A 15,469-nucleotide genomic window follows, 5' to 3' on the forward strand; every position below is an offset into this window, starting at 1 on the left:
TTCTAAAGTTGAATATGGGGCTATAGCTCAGCTGGGAGAGCGCCTGCCTTGCAAGCAGGAGGTCAGCGGTTCGATCCCGCTTAGCTCCACCACAACAAACCCTTGCATTTGCAAGGGTTTTTCTTTTTGTGCAAGGGTTGTATATGAAGTGAAAATATGAAATTGCCAACAAAACTGCAAACCTTTACTAGACTAAAGTGGTTTGTGGGAATGAAGAATCCCCCTGTTTGCTATTAGAGCATAGGATGAGGAATGATTCACAATCCACAGCTTCTTGTTGCATATTAGGTAGGACATGAATTATAAGTGTCTGGTGTGATGCGTGTAATCGAGCGTTCTAAGCGTTCTGAGACGATTTTTGGATGTTTCTCTGTTGTAACAGTAGTGTGACATGTATAGCGAGTGTTGTAAAATCGAATCTTGGGTAATCAAACTATAGATTCTGAGATCAAAAAAATCGATATTTTTTGTCAAAAGAGAATTGATTTATAAAATTTGTCGATTAATGTATGTATCAGAAGCGGTTGAAAAACCGCTTCGATGTTCACCCCCAGAGTCTTTGCACTTCTTTAGTTCGTTGTCATATATTTTGAAAGAAGTTGGGGATGATGAAAAACAACAAACATGAAGGTTCAATCATGAAGTTTCCAATCGGGAGCTGTTTTTTTCTTTTTGTATAGGTAGTTTATCTATCATTTGAGCCGCTCAACGAGTTGTTGTAGGAAAACTCTGTACTCCTTCATAAACTCTGGTGATTCGGGATCAAGACCCGTCAATCGACGAGCGAGCTGTGGTGTAGCTATTGGAACCAATTGCGCGCCCATCATTGCCAGTATTGTGAACCGAGGATCGAGTTCTGAGGCAATCTCTCCTGCTTGTTGGCGCTTTCGGAGGTCTGCGACGCTTTCATCATCGTTACCAACTGGGTCTTCGTGCTCTGTCGTGTGTGTGGGTCGTAATCCTTCCCACACAAGAAGACGAGCCATCTTTGGATCAATATTACGTGCGTAGGCGTCTATTAGTTCATCGAACGGCATCCCCGGCTTTGTGAAGTCCTGCTCTAGCTCGAGCCACTGTTCTCCTACTGCGCGATATAGTCCTTCTTTTCCCCCAAAGTAGTAAGTGATCAATTGTTTGTTCACTCCAGCTCTAGCAGCTATATTTTCAGTGCGGGCACCGGCAAAACCCTTTTCGCTAAACTCGTCCAAGGCGGAGGCTAGCAACAATCGACGTGACCGTTCGGCATCGCGCTGGCGATCGGCGCTGGGTGAGCGACGTGGTCTATCGTTTTTTTTAGGTGTCGTTTGCTTCTTATTACTCATAATTTTATATTCACTCCTAAAACTATGTGTGACGACGTTCGGGTCTACTGTCTCCGTTGACCAAACGGAACTTAGGATGGAGGGCTGCTATCAACATCAGTACGACGATACCGACATCTTGCCAGATAAGGCGGATGAAGTCGAGATAGATCCACAGCGTAACCTGATCGATGTGCGCGACTGCCTCCGCTGGATGCTGACCCCAGTAAAGGGCAGCTGGCGCAAAGTAGAGGGCACTGGCTACACGTCCCAAGTAGAAGATTCCTGCGGCAATGATGAGTAGCCGACGCCGGGTCGGGTGATGCCAGTTGGCGATTAGTGCCCAAGGCATCAAGATCCATTCGAATGGGCTGTGCAGAGTGAAGAAGAAGAGTCCATACCCGGACTGTTGAAGTAACTGGAGGAACGCGTTAGGGTTGGGCCCAGCTAGATGTCCAAGAATTGCACCGCCCAGTACGATGCACGCCAGCGGTAGCATGATGTAAACGGGTGTGTTTGCTTGCCTAATCGAGCGTGCGCCGACTTGAGAGATCCGTGAGGCGATCAGCATGACGAGGATTCCCCATAATAAACCGAATCCAGCCATTCCAAGTTGTTGGTCAATGGTGTAGCCACTGATATAGCCAAATGTAGTGCTCAAAATAGGGATTGTCAAGCCGATCCCATTCATGGTTTGAAATTGTTTGTCTGAAGGTTGTACTGTTTGCATATCTTGTTGACTCACTTTCAGGTTTAATTTAACTAATAAATATAATAAACCAAACAGATAATTTTATCAACCATATGGATGATTAAATGATTCTATTTGGGGTTTCGACTCATGCATATACGAATAGGGCAGCCATTGTGCTTGAAGGAAATATAATATTGCATATAAAACGGCGAATCTATTTCACTTCACAATACTTAACATCTCTAAACAAAAATCTGATTGCTACTAAAATTCCGTTATTTTTTATCCAATCGTCTAGCGTTCATGTTCTTCTCTCCAAAAAAATAGTGAAGCCAGCTATCAGATTAGATAAGCTGGCTTTATTTTATGAAGGAAAGTTATGCTCAGGTTCTGCGCGAACGAAAAACAGATCGTTAAAAATAGCACATCACTCAATCAATTCTTTATTTAAATTCAAAATAGATGTGAGTAGCCCTGGAAAAAGTTCTTCCAGATCTTTTTCGCGTAATGAGTAAAAGTGCTGAGTTCCATCGATCCTTACTTGTGCCACACCTGCCTCTCTTAGGACTTTTAGATGATGGGTTAACGTGGACTTGGGCATCAAATCATAAAAAACTGCACAGTTTTGCTCTGTATGATCATTTAGGCTCATTACAATCTGTAAGCGTCGCGGATCACTCAAAGCATGTAGGACAGACGTCAATCTTATATCGTGTATAGAAGGTAGATGTGGTTTTCTCATAGGAAGAGAATAACATATTCGTGCGTATAGTTCAAATGTACCAAAAAACTAGTAATTCAAGAAAAGGATTGACTTCTTTTTGAGGGCGTGCTAATGTACTTATGTACCAAAAAACTAGTACAATAGATTATTGAGAAAAGAATAATTAATGGTTATCGCTTTACAAAATAAAAATAGAGTTAGAAGGGATTATTATGGAAAAAACAAGGTTTCCTCTTGCGCTTTACATCTTAACATTCAGTGTTTTCGCTATTGGTACGACCGAATTTATCATCATGGGGCTTTTACCTGAAATTAGTCAAGATCTTCATATCTCGATTGCCACAGCAGGAACATTAGTTTCAGGATATGCTTTAACAATCGCCTTTGGAGGTCCAATCATAAGTGTGCTCACCTCGTCTATTTCTAAAAAAACACTTCTTCTTTTATTGATGATTATATTTATTTTAGGTAATGTCGTCTCTGCACTATCCGAAACTTACTGGGTTTTGATGTTATCGCGTATTATCACAGCCCTCTGTCATGGCGTGTTCTTTGGTGTCAGTTCAGTCATGGCAGCAAACATGGTTAGTTCCGATAAACAAGGAAGCGCAATTGCTCTTGTATTTGCGGGGGTCACGATAGCCAATGTAGTGGGTGTTCCTTTGGGTACTTTTATCGGACAACTCTTTGGTTGGCAATCTGCTTTTTGGAGTATTGTGATCTTAGGTGTGCTTGCATTTATATTAATCTTTATACAAGTACCTACAGTGAAAAAGCAACCAAACGGCAATCCATTTAGTCAAATTCCAGTTTTATATCGACCAAAAGTGTTATCTACGTTGTTAATGTCTGTTTTATTTGCTACAGGAATATCTATGCTCTTTGCCTATCTGTCGACCATTCTCCAAGATATTTCTAAATTCAGCCCTGGTTGGACTAGTTTTCTCTTAGCACTGGTCGGTATTGGTTCAGCTATTGGGATTATTTGGGGAGGAAAAGCTGCCGATAAAAATTTAATTCGATCTTCTACTTTCTTCTTATTGGCATTAGCCGCAGTGATGATTTTATTTTCCTTTGCTGATCAAAATCAGATCACCACGATCATTACTGTTTTCCTCTTTGGTTTAATGGCATTTTCTGTTGCACCAGCCGTTCAAAGTCGAATTGTACAAGTTGCTCCTGAAGCGCCTGAATTAGCCTCTTCTATGAATGTTTCAGCAATCAATCTAGGAAATGCTTTAGGACCTTTTATCGGAGGATTTGTCATTAAAAGTTCTTATGGACTTCATGCGGTTTCTTGGGTAGGAGCAATTGTTATCTTGCTAACAGTGGTAGTCGTGCTATTCAATGGATTCCTAGATAGAAATATGATCATGAAAAAAGCATAGTACCAATTTGCTCAAAGAGATATTAAGCGTTTCTCTTTTCACAAGATGATGAACTGCATCCAACTATTCGTTTTGAGGTGCAGTTTTGTTTTCATTCATTCTCATTCGCTTACTTCTATATATAATCATGAAGAATGAATAGAGCCACGAATCCAGAATATACGTTCCCTTTTCGAGAGAGATCTGTTATAATTCTTTGAAAAGGGGGAGTTAACATGCAAAAAATCATTCCACATTTATGGTTTGATCATCAAGCGAAGGAAGCTGCTGAGTTTTATGTTTCTATTTTTGGGGACCAATCAAAGGTAACAAACATTATGAAGCTTCAAGGTACACCATCAGGAGATTCTGAGATTGTTTCATTTGTCCTAGCTGGACAGGAATTTATGTCGATCAATGCAGGCCCTATATTTCAATTTAATCCTTCTATCTCATTTATCGTAAATTGTAAAACCAAAGAAGAAGTTGATACACTTTGGAATCAACTTTTTGAAGATGGTGAATTATTAATTCCGCTAGACTCCTATCCATTTAGTGATCGTTATGGATGGTTAACAGATAAATATGGGTTGAATTGGCAGATTATGTTGACTGATCAAGATTTTACTCAAAAGATTGTTCCTTCCTTGTTATTTACAAATGATCTGTATGGTAAAGCTCAGGAAGCCATTCAATTTTATCTGTCAATTTTTCATGATTCAAAATTAGATACAATCACTTATTATGAAGAAGGGGAAGACGGGAATCAAGCAGGAACCGTCCAATATGCAGAATTCACCCTTGAAAATCAAAAAATTTCAGCGATGGAGAATGCAAGGGCAAGTGATGTCTCATTTAATGAAGCTGTCTCTTTGATGGTCTATTGTCAGGATCAACATGAGATTGACTATTATTGGGATAAGCTTTCCGCTGTTCCAGAAGCCGAACAATGTGGTTGGCTAAAAGATCGTTATGGTGTATCGTGGCAAATTGTGCCAAGGTCGATGAATAATATGTTAAGCACAAAAGATAAACAAAAATCAGCTAGAATCACTCAAGCATTTCTAAAAATGAAAAAATTAGACATCGCTGAATTAGAGAAGAATGATCATTGATCACTCCCCCCTGTGTCGAAACAGGGGATTTAAATTCCCTTTTTTGTCCGATTCTTACTTTAGAGCAAAAAATGATTTTCTGTCATAGTTGTCTCCGTTATTCTTGATGAATTTGCTTGCTCGGATGGAGTATTGATGAAGCTTTTTTTATGTTGTTATAATGAAGATGGACTTTTTGATCTATCAACAGATTTTTATGTGATCGTTCCAATGTAGTGTTGGGGATTGAATTATTTTACTATTAATATTATAATGAATATTTGATCTACATGATTAAGTGACAGGTGTGATGTAATGGAATTTGTTTGGTGGTTACCAAGCCATGGAGATGGTCGCTATTTTGGTGTCGAAAATAAAAATCGTGGAACAGATCCATTATATCTTCAGCAAGTTGCGCAAGCTGTGGAGTTTTTAGGATATGACGCGATGTTTCTAGGCACAGGAAGTCACTGCGAAGACCCTTGGATAACAGCTTCTTCATTGATCCATCTTACGCAAAAAGTTCACTTTATATTGGCGCAACGACCAAATGGTATTTCGCCAACTGTAGCTTCACGGATGGTAGCATCTTTTGATCGAATTTCAAAAGGAAGGATTGCTTTAAATCTCGTCTCTGGGATTTCTACACCTGAGATGCTCGCTGATGGGATTTCAATCACTCATGATCAAAGATATGAACAGGCTGAGGAATTTTTAGCAATCTTTAAACAGTTATTGAGAGGTGAAGAGGTTACTTTTCAAGGTAGCTACTTTCAAGTTGATTCAGCGAAACTGAATTTTCCTCCCACTCGGAGTCAACATCCACCCTTATACTTTGGCGGCACTTCTGAAATTGGTAGGGAAGTTGCTGCTAGGCATGCTGATACTTATCTTTTATGGGGAGAGCCTCCAAAGAAAGCAAAAGAGATTATTGATTCAATCCGAATGAAAGCGGAAAAGTATAACCGAAAGATTCGATTCGGCATGTGTTTATATGTGATTGTACGTGAAAAAGAGAGCGAAGCATGGGCAGTTGCAAATGAATTGATAAAACATGTAGGTGAAGATGAGATGGACAAGTTTAATCGGAAGATTGCCAAGTATGACGCGGATTGTTTAGATCGAAGAACAAATTTAATTGCGGAAAGTCCATCATTAAAAGTAGGTGATCATCTATGGGCAGGTACGACCTTAGCCGATGTCGGTCCATTAGGTGTTGTCGGTGATCCAGAATCGGTAGCCAATTGTCTATTAGAATATGTCGATATTGGTGTTACTTCATTTACATTAGCAGGGATTCCTCATTTAGAAGAAGCATATCGTGTTGCTGAACTTGTCTTACCAAGAGTACGAGCAAAATTGGAGTTATAGGGACGTAAGTTAAGAAAAGTGAATATTGGAGTGTGAAAATGGAAATTATCTATTGGTTACCAACACTTGGTGATCAACAATATTTTGGGGCAGATAAGAAAAAACTGTGCACAGATCATTCCTACTTGAAGCAAGTTGCGCAAACGATTGATTCGCTCGGATATGATGGGATGTATTTAGGTACGGGTAGCTACTGTGAAGATCCGTGGATTATGGCTGCCTCATTGATCGATGCTACAAAGCAGGCAAATTTCTTGATCGCACTACGTCCAAGTATTATTTCTCCAACAGCAGCAGCACGTATGGCGACTACATTTGATCGAGTTTCAAATGGCAGAATTGCTTTAAATATTGTATCTGGAGCAGCTCCAGCAGAGTTAGCTTCCGATGGCGTTTTTATGGCTCATGATCAAAGACATGAATATACAGATGAATTTTTAACAGTCTATAGACAACTCATGGTAGGAGAAACGGTCTCTTATCATGGGAAATATCTAAATACAGATTCCTCAAGACTTTTATTTGAACCAAAGCAAAAGCCATATCCGCCCATCTACTGTGTCGGTTCGTCTGAGATTGGACAATCAGTTGCAGCAAAACATGCAGATGTTTATTTAATGTTTGGCGAGCCGTTAAAAGAGACAGCAGAAATCTTTGCATCTGTTCGTAAAAAAGCGCAAGCATATAATCGTTCGATTCGCTTTGCAATTGGCCTTTATATCATTGTGCGTGAGCAAGAAGAGGAAGCATGGCAAGCGGCAAATGAAATGATTCAGCATATTAAGCAAGATGAGATTGATCAATTTCATCATCTTTTAAGAACTCGTTTTGATTCACAAGGAAGAGAGCGACAAACAAGAATCATAGAAGCAAACGCAAGTTTAAAAATTGATGAACATTTGTGGGCTGGTACATCCTTAGTTAATATCGGTCCATTTGCTGTAGTGGGCAATCCAGATTCTGTAGTCAAGTGTATCCAAGATTATATGAGCCTAGGAGCCGATATTTTTGCAATCGCAGGTATACCTCATCTTGAAGAAGCATATCGGATTTCAGATTTGATCTTACCTAGATTAAGAAAAATTAGTAAGGAAACTGCTTAATTCAGTCTTTTGATTTCAACATACTGTTCAAGTCTTATAGCTCCCCAGGGTATAAAACACCTGAAGAAAAAGAGGTGAGCCTGATTCTCGATAACACAGCGTGTTCATAACCATGACTCGATCATGTAAGGCGCATGATTTATTTGCAAATTGAAAAGTAGCCCTCATGAATACTTTTTGGGAGTAATGATCTGTACTAAGCCTATTCTAGGGAAAAGAGATGGGCTTGGTACTCTCCTGTAGGGTAGATGACGGATAAAATTTTTTGAATGGGTCTTTACATACATAAGGGGGGTATGGTATTATAAATTCAGTCAACGAGATCATCTGATCAAAAGGAGTACTTTTTACCCGATCGGACATTACTAACCAATAAACCAAGCTGGAGGAATTCAAAATGAATCATCAAACGAAAAACACTAATTCCGTACTAATGAATGAACATCACCATCATCATGAACATCATATGAGTCATCATGGAGCAAATGAAGTGGTGACCGATTGGACTTCTTCTATTCATCATGCAAATCAAGAAGGTCAAGTCGAGATTATTATCTCAGATCAGCATGGAAATCGGATTGAAGAATTTGATATTAGTCATGATAAAAAAATGCATTTGATTGTGGTAAGTGAAGATTTATCATTTTTTGATCACTTGCATCCCGAATGGAAAGGAAATGGCACTTTTATAGTTAACGACGCAAAGTTTCCTAAGGGTGGAAAATTTCGTTTGTATGCCGATTTCATCCCGAAAGGTGGCAGCCATATAACTGCAACCCACGACTTCTTCATTGAAGGTGAGCAAGATAAACAGCCGATTATAGCAGATGAATTATTAACAAAAGATGTAAATGACTTAGAAATTGTTCTTACTATGAATCCAAGCCCAAGTGTGCAACAAGACACACAACTCATCTTTACCCTGGAAGATGCTAAATATGGGGAGCCCATCACTGATCTTGAGCAGGTATTAGGAGCAGTTGGTCATGTTGTCATTATCAGTGAAGACTTAGAGCAGTATTTACACGTTCACCCGCTTGAGGAAGATGCGACAGGTCCAGAAGCAAGATTTGCTACGAAATTTCCTACAAAAGGTTTATATAAGATTTGGGGACAGTTTCAACGTTCAGGACAATTGATTACCGTTTCATATGTGGTAAATGTTAGTTAATTGAACAACTTTCACATGTAGAGGTAGGCAGATTCCTGTGATAATAAGTGTTCTAAGCAGGCTCTAACCCACAGTTCCAACAGTGAAAAAAGTTTTGCAACGCTCACAACCTTCACTTGGTTTTCGAAACTTTGATGAGCAGAATAGTCGAAGATCATAGATGACAACCCATTTCCTGTATCAACCTTATATCACTCAGGTTCCCAAAATCGACGAGTAGAGCAATGAAAGACATCAACACCCCAACTTGTTGAGCACCAGTTTTCAAGAGCTAGTATTATTCTAATTAAAAATAGTTGTTTTAAACATCCTTTAAAAGGGATGTCGAACAACATCACATTGATTTCACCACTTATAGTGGGAGTACTCTAAAGCAGGTGGATAGAATGAACCGTGTTGTGGAAGGGAGGTGTAACCATGGACCAACTTTTGGTGAAGGAACAACTCACAACAAGTCATAACTCTGCTTCAGAAGATTGTTGTTCACCAGAAAAATCAAGTCATCATTCTCAGCAAGAGAAGAGAGCTTTAACCTCAAGGTTAAATCGGATTGAAGGGCAGATACGTGGAATCAAAGCGATGATTGATCGCGATACCTATTGTGATGATGTATTAAACCAGATTGCTGCTGTTCAGTCAGCGCTTAATAGCGTTGGTCGTGTCCTCTTAGAATCACATATGAAAAGTTGTGTAATAGAAAAAATTCAAGATGGTGATGCACAAGTTTTAGATGAACTTTTGGTTACAATCAAGAAATTAATGAAATAATTGGATAAAATATAAACGTCATGTTATCATCATCTATCTGATTAACTAATTAGCATCTCTTTATACATTAGGATAGTATGGTACTAAAAAAGGAGGAAATATAAAATGAAAAAAATTCTAAAAGTAGAGGGTATGTCTTGTGCTCATTGTGTCTCTAGCATTGAAGGAGCTTTAAAAGAAATAGATGTAAAAGCAAATGTTGATTTAGCAACGCATCAAGTGGAGATTGATTATCAAGAAGGCAAACCGTCAATCGAAGCGATTAAAGAGACCATTGAGGATTTGGGATATGATGTAGTAAGCAACTCTTGAATGAAGAGGTTGAAGGGGGATTTAAAATGGCAGACAAAGAAATTGTGATTTATACACTTCCCACTTGCGCTGACTGTCATGCAGCAAAGCGTTATTTTACAGAAGTTGGTGTTCAATTTTTAGAGAAAGATTGTACGACCAATTCAGCCTACCCAAAAGAGGTATATGACCTGACTCAGAAGCAAACAGTTCCTACGATTGTTATTGATGAGCAAGTTTTTGTTGGTTTTACTGATCATTTCGAGCAGATTCAACAACTTGTGAAGTCATAATATCAGATAAGCTGTGCTCCAAATAGGGCACAGCTACAGCATGTAGACAAAGTAAAGGTTCCGTCAATATTTCACGCTTCGCCTCCATTCCAGGCTGCGAAGATGTCTTCAAGGCGCCGCGTCTGCTCGCTCAGTGCGTTATCAACTGGCTATGCCTCAGGACAGTACTACTGCCTATTCTTCGCTACACAGTCGCGGCTTTGTAGCGCCTGAAAGTCGGCTACATTGCGAACCATTTCCTCATGGGAATGATACATCTACTTTGTCTAATTCGCTTTCTCAACTTAGGGTTTTTCGTCACTCTGAAGCTGTACTCTAAATAGGGCACAGCTTTTTATTATGTGCTTGTAACTTTTTTAAGCTTTGGAACATCTTTCGTGTCTTTCTGTGGTTTATGTCCAGCCAAATTTGTACCTAATACACCAGCAATAATCATAATCGATCCAATCAAATGTGCAAATGTAACAGGTTCGTGCAAAAAGATGATTCCAGCTATGATCGAGACCAAAGTAGCCAAATTGCTAAAAACACTCACTTTATAAGCCTCAAGTTTGGAAAAAGCATAATTGGATAATAATACAGCAAAAACAGTACTGAAACTTCCCAAGTAAAAAATGCTATACCAGAAAACAGGTTGGGTAAAAGGTGTGAATAGCGTGTTGAAGTTTCCTGAGACGGAATGTTGGATTATTGCTACCGCTGTAAAAATGATAAAACTTAGTGCAATGATGGCATAAGTAATATCAAAGAATCGATAAGTTTGATTCATAGGCCTAGCTAAGATACTATAGATGGCAAATGTTAAGGTGGATAACAGTAAAACTAGTATACTTTGTAAGTGATCGAGTGAAAAAGATGATCCCTGTAAGGCAAAAATAGTGATAACGCCAGCTACAGAAATTAATAGAGAAATCTTTTGAAGAAGATTAGTTTTCTCCTTTAAAAAGAGTGTTGAAAGAATAATCGTAAAGATGGGAGCAGTAGCTTGAATGATCCCACCCTCAGCAGAACTAGCACCGATCATTCCCAAGGCTTGAAAGACAAAAAACAAAACAGGGTAAAACAAAGCAAGAGGTAGAAAGCGTAAGAAATCTCTTATGTGTAGGTTTAGTTTCACCCAGCCAAACAGCAATGGAATCGTTAAGATGATAAAAGCAATGCCAAAGCGATAGGCTAAAATATCCATGGTGGGGACTTGGTTTACAATTAGTTTTAAGAACATAAAAGAAAATCCAATGAAAATGGAGTATGAAATGGCTGCAAGATAAGCAAACCCTTTTTTCTGTTGTTCCATATTTATCTCCTCCGTGTATCTGATCTGCTTCAACTATAACAACGGCTGAAAACAAGCACGAGGTATATTTCATACAACTGTACCGATACAAAAAGGAGACGATCACAATTTATCGTTATGAAACTTTAGTCCAGGAGATGCAACGAAAAATTGCACAAGGGCACTGGAAAGAGGGAGAGAGGCTGCCTTCCATCCGATCCTTAGCAAAAGCATATCAATGTAGTAAAAGCACTGTGATTCGCGCATTTCATCAATTAGAGCAACAACATTTGGTTTATGCGAAGGCTCAGAGTGGTTACTTTGTGGTGAAAAAAGGGAGTCAAGAAGATAATAAATCAGGTGAATGGATTGACTTTGCTTCGGCATCGCCTGATTCTCAATTATTTCCCTATCGGGACTTTCAACATTGTCTCAATCAAGCGATTGACCGCTATCAAGATAGCCTATTTGTTTATGGTACATCACATGGACTCCTTTCTTTAATCGAAGTATTACAGAAACATTTAGCAGCATATCAGGTATTTGCGGATCTGAATCAGTTTGTGATTACCTCAGGTGTGCAACGGGCACTTTCCATTTTGACTATGATGCCATTCCCAAATCAAAAAGAGATGGTTTTGGTTGAACAACCGACTTATCATCTGCTTGTTCAATTGTTGAAACTTGCACAGTTGCCGAGCATAGGCATTGAGCGTACTGCAAAGGGAATCGATCTTGATTATGTTGAACATCTATTTCAAACAAAATCGATCAAATTTTTTTATACAACGTCTCGTTTTCATAATCCACTAGGCACTTCGTATACCCAAGCAGAGAAAAAGGAGTTAGCTGAATTAGCCAGACGGTATCAAGTTTATATTGTGGAGGATGATTATTTAGTCGATTTTGAAGTAGACTCTAAAGCTGATCCAATTTATTCGTATAACCGGGACAATGTTATTTATTTAAAAAGCTTCTCTAAAAATCTATTTCCAGGGTTAAGAGTAGGTGTCATCATTCTTCCATCTGAGTTGATCTCTTCATTTATTCAGTATAAAAGTATTCACGATATAGATAGTTCGATGCTATCTCAAGCAGGGCTTGAAATCTATATTAAAAATGGTATGTATCAATATCATCAAGAAAAAATACGAGCAGTATATGTATCAAGAATGAAGAAGTTAAATCAAGTTTTGGACAATCTCGAGATAGCAGATACGATCTCATACCCAGTTCTTCAATCGGGTCTTCATTCACATCTATTGCTTAAATATCCCATTTCACTCCCTAAATTACAAAGTAAGTTGGATCAATATCAAGTACGATTTGGAACGATGTATAACAGCTATTTATCCTCTTATCCAGCAAAACGAATGATTCGGCTCAATCTTTCAACAGTGCCTGAAGTGAAGATTGAGGAAGGTGTGACAAGAGTGGTGAAAGAGATTAATCGGTTGTCTCACCTTCAAAAACGTCAATTTTTCTAAGGAAATGATCTTAGATACAGATTGAAGAAAAAAACCAATGAGCGAGTATAGGTGATTGGTGGCGTTGAGTGCCTACTCATTAAGAAACAAGCCAGTTAAAATGGAATTTCCAACTGGCTTGTTCATTTTAAGAATGAAGTGATTGCATCTGAACGGTTTTTTTTCTATTGGTAAAAAGCAGGAAATAAGAAATGGAAATCAGTAAGAACACGCCTACAAGTACTAAGAAGATGTTGCTGAATATAGTGCCTTGCAAGTGGGTTAGAAAGGGGTTCCATTGAGTAGATGCCCCTTGATCGATCCATTTGCCATAAAGTGTTGTCGCGACTCCTTGCACGATAAAGTTAAGCATGGCCAGCATTCCCATACCGACACCCGCATGTTGTTTGTCGAGTGTTTTTGAGATGGTATTATTCATCGCCAGTTGTAAAGATGTCTGTCCAACATTACCTGCGATGAGAAAAAGGACAATCAAGAGAATAAAGCTACCTATAAAGGTGGATAGAAGTAGGAAACTACTGATTAAAAGACTTGCTGCAATCTTGAAAAGATAAGCATCTCCCTTTGAATCAGCTAAGCTACCCGCCTTGCGGCTAACGAGAGCAGAGACGACGGCTGCTGGAACCATTGAGAATCCGATCATATTAGCTGGAAGGTGATAGACACTTGATAAGAAAAGAGGGCTAAGAAAGTAAAGAGAAGCAACAGAACCACTTGCAAGGAATGCTAGGGTAATGCCTAATGTATACTTTTTATTGCGAAATAAAATTGGTTGAATAAACGGAGCTGTTGCTGTTCGAATCCGGATGATAAATAGAACGAGCGTAATCAAACTACCAATAAAATACCACCCTGTACCATTTGTAATACCTAACATAAATAATGTAACAGTTGCACCTAGTAGACCGCCACCTAATCCATCAAAAGATGTTGATGTTGCTACGGTCTTTGGTTCATCAGCTAGGTATTTACGGAAAAAGGGTAGGACGATCAGGCTGAGCAATGGTACGGCAAATAACCATCTCCAATGGGCAACACTAACAATGAATGATGTAACCACAGGGCCAATAGCAGAGCCAACTGCAAGACCAAGCGCAGTCATCCCCATTGCTTTCCCTCTTGTTTCAGGGGTAAAGTAACGGATTGGAATTAACATGGCGGTAGCGGGTATGACGGAAGCTCCTACCGATTGTAAACATCTGCCGACTATTGCCATCGCAAAAGTGGTTGAGATGAGACCGATCAATGATCCAATTGCAAAGACAAGAATCCCAAAGGTAATCAAGCTTTTCAACTGAAATCGTTCTGTTAATTTTCCATATGTGACAGTTCCAAGTGCATAGATTAGGCTATATGAAGTGGTCATCCAACTTGTTTGTGCCATTGAGAGATGAAACTCTTTGCTCATTTGTGGTAACACAAACATAAACATGAGTCCACTCATTGCCGATATGATCAGGGTAAAGGCCATGATACGAGTTAGTTTTTCACCAGTTGAATTCATATTTGCACCTTCTTATTTATAGAATTAACAATGATAGTCAGTACTTACTGTCATAATGATGTTAAAAAGACTAGGGAGATAAACCCCTAGTAAATAACTGTACACTCTCAGAGATAAAATCTTTCTCTGGTAAGCTGGTTTCAAGTCCATGCATAAATGCACCATAATTCATAACCAGAAACATTCGTGCTTGTATTTCTGGATCTGTCTGGATCACTTTCTTCTGGCGAATCATTTCGGAAAAATACTGCGTTAGATATTTTTTTAACTGTCGGGGATAATCGTGCGTTAGCTTCTTTAATTCATTATGCTCGTCGGTTTCCATTTTTTGACTGATTTTGATTAGTTTTCGATTTCGATCCATGTTTCCTTGGTATGTTGCACTAATGAGTTGCAAATCTGCTTTAAGATTCCACTTAATTTGGTCAAAAAAGATCGAATCCATTTCCGGGCCATAATGAAAACGATTAAAAGCAGTCGCAAGGATGTTTCGTTTGTTTCCAAAGTGACGAAATAAAGTTTTCTCGCTAAAACCTGCTTTTTCAGCAATTTCCTTTGTGCTAACGCCGTTATAGCCCTTTTCTGACATTAAATCAATAGCAGTTAACATCAATTGATCGCTTGTATTCATTTTAGAGGAATGCTGCACAATCAGCCTCCTTTGCATACAGGGTGTCAGTGCTGACTGTCATTATAATAGAATAAATGAAAGATGATGTCAAGTAGAATGTTGATTTATTGCTTGTATCATCATGAGATGAAACTTTCCCAACTAGCTAATGTGAAAAAAGCGTAGGTTTGAATTAATCCTCAGTAGGTAGTGTGCGAGAAGAGGGTATGTTTTCATATCAATCTATATACTCTCTTCAAGGGGTTGATTTGGACAAAGTATAATATTTCTTGAAAAAAATTTAAAAAACCTCTTGCAAAGAGAATCGAAAGGTGTTATATTATTGCTTGTCGCCGCAAGATGCGGCAAGACATCAAGTCGCACTTTGAAAATGAGATATGAAAAGAAAGTCATGTTG

Annotated in this window: 15 protein-coding genes and 1 tRNA gene; 10 read left to right on the forward strand and 6 right to left on the reverse strand. The window is 38.8% G+C overall.

Features of this window, described 5'->3' with window-relative positions; translation table 11 throughout:
* The first annotated feature begins 16 nt into the window (after positions 1–16).
* Positions 17–92, forward strand: a tRNA-Ala gene (locus tag BUB71_RS18515).
* A 600-nt stretch (positions 93–692) separates the two neighbouring features.
* On the opposite strand, the gene BUB71_RS18520 is transcribed toward BUB71_RS18515, so the two are convergent.
* The 3 genes from BUB71_RS18520 to BUB71_RS18530 form a co-directional block, all read right to left on the reverse strand.
* Positions 693–1,226, reverse strand: a complete 534-nt coding sequence (locus BUB71_RS18520; protein WP_422785158.1) for a TetR/AcrR family transcriptional regulator — start codon at positions 1,224–1,226, stop codon at positions 693–695.
* Between the two features lie 118 nt (positions 1,227–1,344).
* Entirely contained in the window at positions 1,345–2,031 is a 687-nt protein-coding gene (locus tag BUB71_RS18525) for a hypothetical protein (RefSeq protein ID WP_073158678.1), read from the reverse strand.
* Positions 2,032–2,422: 391 nt separating this feature from the next.
* A complete protein-coding gene (locus BUB71_RS18530) occupies positions 2,423–2,737 on the reverse strand; it encodes an ArsR/SmtB family transcription factor (protein WP_073158681.1) in 315 nt (104 codons plus the stop codon).
* 194 nt (positions 2,738–2,931) lie between these two features.
* Here BUB71_RS18530 and BUB71_RS18535 point away from each other — a divergent pair, with 194 nt between their 5' ends.
* The 8 genes from BUB71_RS18535 (at position 2,932) to BUB71_RS18570 (ending at position 10,177) form a co-directional block, all read left to right on the forward strand.
* A complete protein-coding gene (locus tag BUB71_RS18535) occupies positions 2,932–4,107 on the forward strand; it encodes an MFS transporter (protein WP_073158683.1) in 1,176 nt (391 codons plus the stop codon).
* A gap of 215 nt (positions 4,108–4,322) precedes the next feature.
* On the forward strand, positions 4,323–5,201 hold the full coding sequence (locus BUB71_RS18540; RefSeq protein WP_073158686.1) for a VOC family protein: 879 nt from the start codon (positions 4,323–4,325) through the stop codon (positions 5,199–5,201).
* Between the two features lie 294 nt (positions 5,202–5,495).
* Positions 5,496–6,551 (forward strand): LLM class flavin-dependent oxidoreductase, encoded by a 1,056-nt coding sequence (locus tag BUB71_RS18545; RefSeq protein ID WP_073158690.1) that lies wholly within the window; start codon positions 5,496–5,498, stop codon positions 6,549–6,551.
* 38 nt (positions 6,552–6,589) lie between these two features.
* Entirely contained in the window at positions 6,590–7,654 is a 1,065-nt protein-coding gene (locus tag BUB71_RS18550) for an LLM class flavin-dependent oxidoreductase (RefSeq protein WP_073158693.1), read from the forward strand.
* Between the two features lie 397 nt (positions 7,655–8,051).
* Entirely contained in the window at positions 8,052–8,825 is a 774-nt protein-coding gene (locus tag BUB71_RS18555; RefSeq protein WP_084731831.1) for a hypothetical protein, read from the forward strand.
* Positions 8,826–9,242: 417 nt separating this feature from the next.
* Positions 9,243–9,593 (forward strand): metal-sensitive transcriptional regulator, encoded by a 351-nt coding sequence (locus BUB71_RS18560; RefSeq protein ID WP_073158696.1) that lies wholly within the window; start codon positions 9,243–9,245, stop codon positions 9,591–9,593.
* Positions 9,594–9,698: 105 nt separating this feature from the next.
* A complete protein-coding gene (locus tag BUB71_RS18565; RefSeq protein WP_073158699.1) occupies positions 9,699–9,905 on the forward strand; it encodes a cation transporter in 207 nt (68 codons plus the stop codon).
* A gap of 26 nt (positions 9,906–9,931) precedes the next feature.
* Positions 9,932–10,177, forward strand: a complete 246-nt coding sequence (locus BUB71_RS18570; RefSeq protein ID WP_073158702.1) for a glutaredoxin family protein — start codon at positions 9,932–9,934, stop codon at positions 10,175–10,177.
* A 337-nt stretch (positions 10,178–10,514) separates the two neighbouring features.
* On the opposite strand, the gene BUB71_RS18575 is transcribed toward BUB71_RS18570, so the two are convergent.
* Complete coding sequence (locus BUB71_RS18575; protein WP_073158705.1) at positions 10,515–11,471, reverse strand: DMT family transporter; 957 nt, start codon at positions 11,469–11,471, stop codon at positions 10,515–10,517.
* A 107-nt stretch (positions 11,472–11,578) separates the two neighbouring features.
* Here BUB71_RS18575 and BUB71_RS18580 point away from each other — a divergent pair, with 107 nt between their 5' ends.
* Positions 11,579–12,937: an aminotransferase-like domain-containing protein gene (locus BUB71_RS18580; RefSeq protein WP_073158708.1), complete on the forward strand. Its 1,359-nt coding sequence runs from the start codon at positions 11,579–11,581 to the stop codon at positions 12,935–12,937.
* Between the two features lie 127 nt (positions 12,938–13,064).
* Here the strand turns inward: BUB71_RS18580 and BUB71_RS18585 are convergent, their stop codons facing one another.
* Together BUB71_RS18585 and BUB71_RS18590 are read right to left on the reverse strand one after the other, a co-directional pair.
* Positions 13,065–14,441 carry an MFS transporter gene (locus tag BUB71_RS18585; protein ID WP_073158711.1) on the reverse strand — a complete coding sequence of 459 codons (1,377 nt, stop codon included), beginning with the start codon at positions 14,439–14,441 and terminating at the stop codon, positions 13,065–13,067.
* Positions 14,442–14,511: 70 nt separating this feature from the next.
* A complete protein-coding gene (locus BUB71_RS18590; protein WP_245815730.1) occupies positions 14,512–15,090 on the reverse strand; it encodes a TetR/AcrR family transcriptional regulator in 579 nt (192 codons plus the stop codon).
* Between the last annotated feature and the right edge of the window lie 379 nt (positions 15,091–15,469).

It is taken from the genome of Seinonella peptonophila, from assembly GCF_900129355.1.
Lineage (GTDB): Bacteria > Bacillota > Bacilli > Thermoactinomycetales > Thermoactinomycetaceae > Seinonella > Seinonella peptonophila.

Coding starts and splice junctions, on each gene's coding strand:
- BUB71_RS18525 (WP_073158678.1), bottom strand. CDS start 2,031: ATGCAAACAGTACAACCTTCAGACAAACAATTTCAAACCATGAATGGG.
- BUB71_RS18530 (WP_073158681.1), bottom strand. CDS start 2,737: ATGAGAAAACCACATCTACCTTCTATACACGATATAAGATTGACGTCT.
- BUB71_RS18535 (WP_073158683.1), top strand. CDS start 2,932: ATGGAAAAAACAAGGTTTCCTCTTGCGCTTTACATCTTAACATTCAGT.
- BUB71_RS18540 (WP_073158686.1), top strand. CDS start 4,323: ATGCAAAAAATCATTCCACATTTATGGTTTGATCATCAAGCGAAGGAA.
- BUB71_RS18545 (WP_073158690.1), top strand. CDS start 5,496: ATGGAATTTGTTTGGTGGTTACCAAGCCATGGAGATGGTCGCTATTTT.
- BUB71_RS18550 (WP_073158693.1), top strand. CDS start 6,590: ATGGAAATTATCTATTGGTTACCAACACTTGGTGATCAACAATATTTT.
- BUB71_RS18555 (WP_084731831.1), top strand. CDS start 8,052: ATGAATCATCAAACGAAAAACACTAATTCCGTACTAATGAATGAACAT.
- BUB71_RS18560 (WP_073158696.1), top strand. CDS start 9,243: ATGGACCAACTTTTGGTGAAGGAACAACTCACAACAAGTCATAACTCT.
- BUB71_RS18565 (WP_073158699.1), top strand. CDS start 9,699: ATGAAAAAAATTCTAAAAGTAGAGGGTATGTCTTGTGCTCATTGTGTC.
- BUB71_RS18570 (WP_073158702.1), top strand. CDS start 9,932: ATGGCAGACAAAGAAATTGTGATTTATACACTTCCCACTTGCGCTGAC.
- BUB71_RS18575 (WP_073158705.1), bottom strand. CDS start 11,471: ATGGAACAACAGAAAAAAGGGTTTGCTTATCTTGCAGCCATTTCATAC.
- BUB71_RS18585 (WP_073158711.1), bottom strand. CDS start 14,441: ATGAATTCAACTGGTGAAAAACTAACTCGTATCATGGCCTTTACCCTG.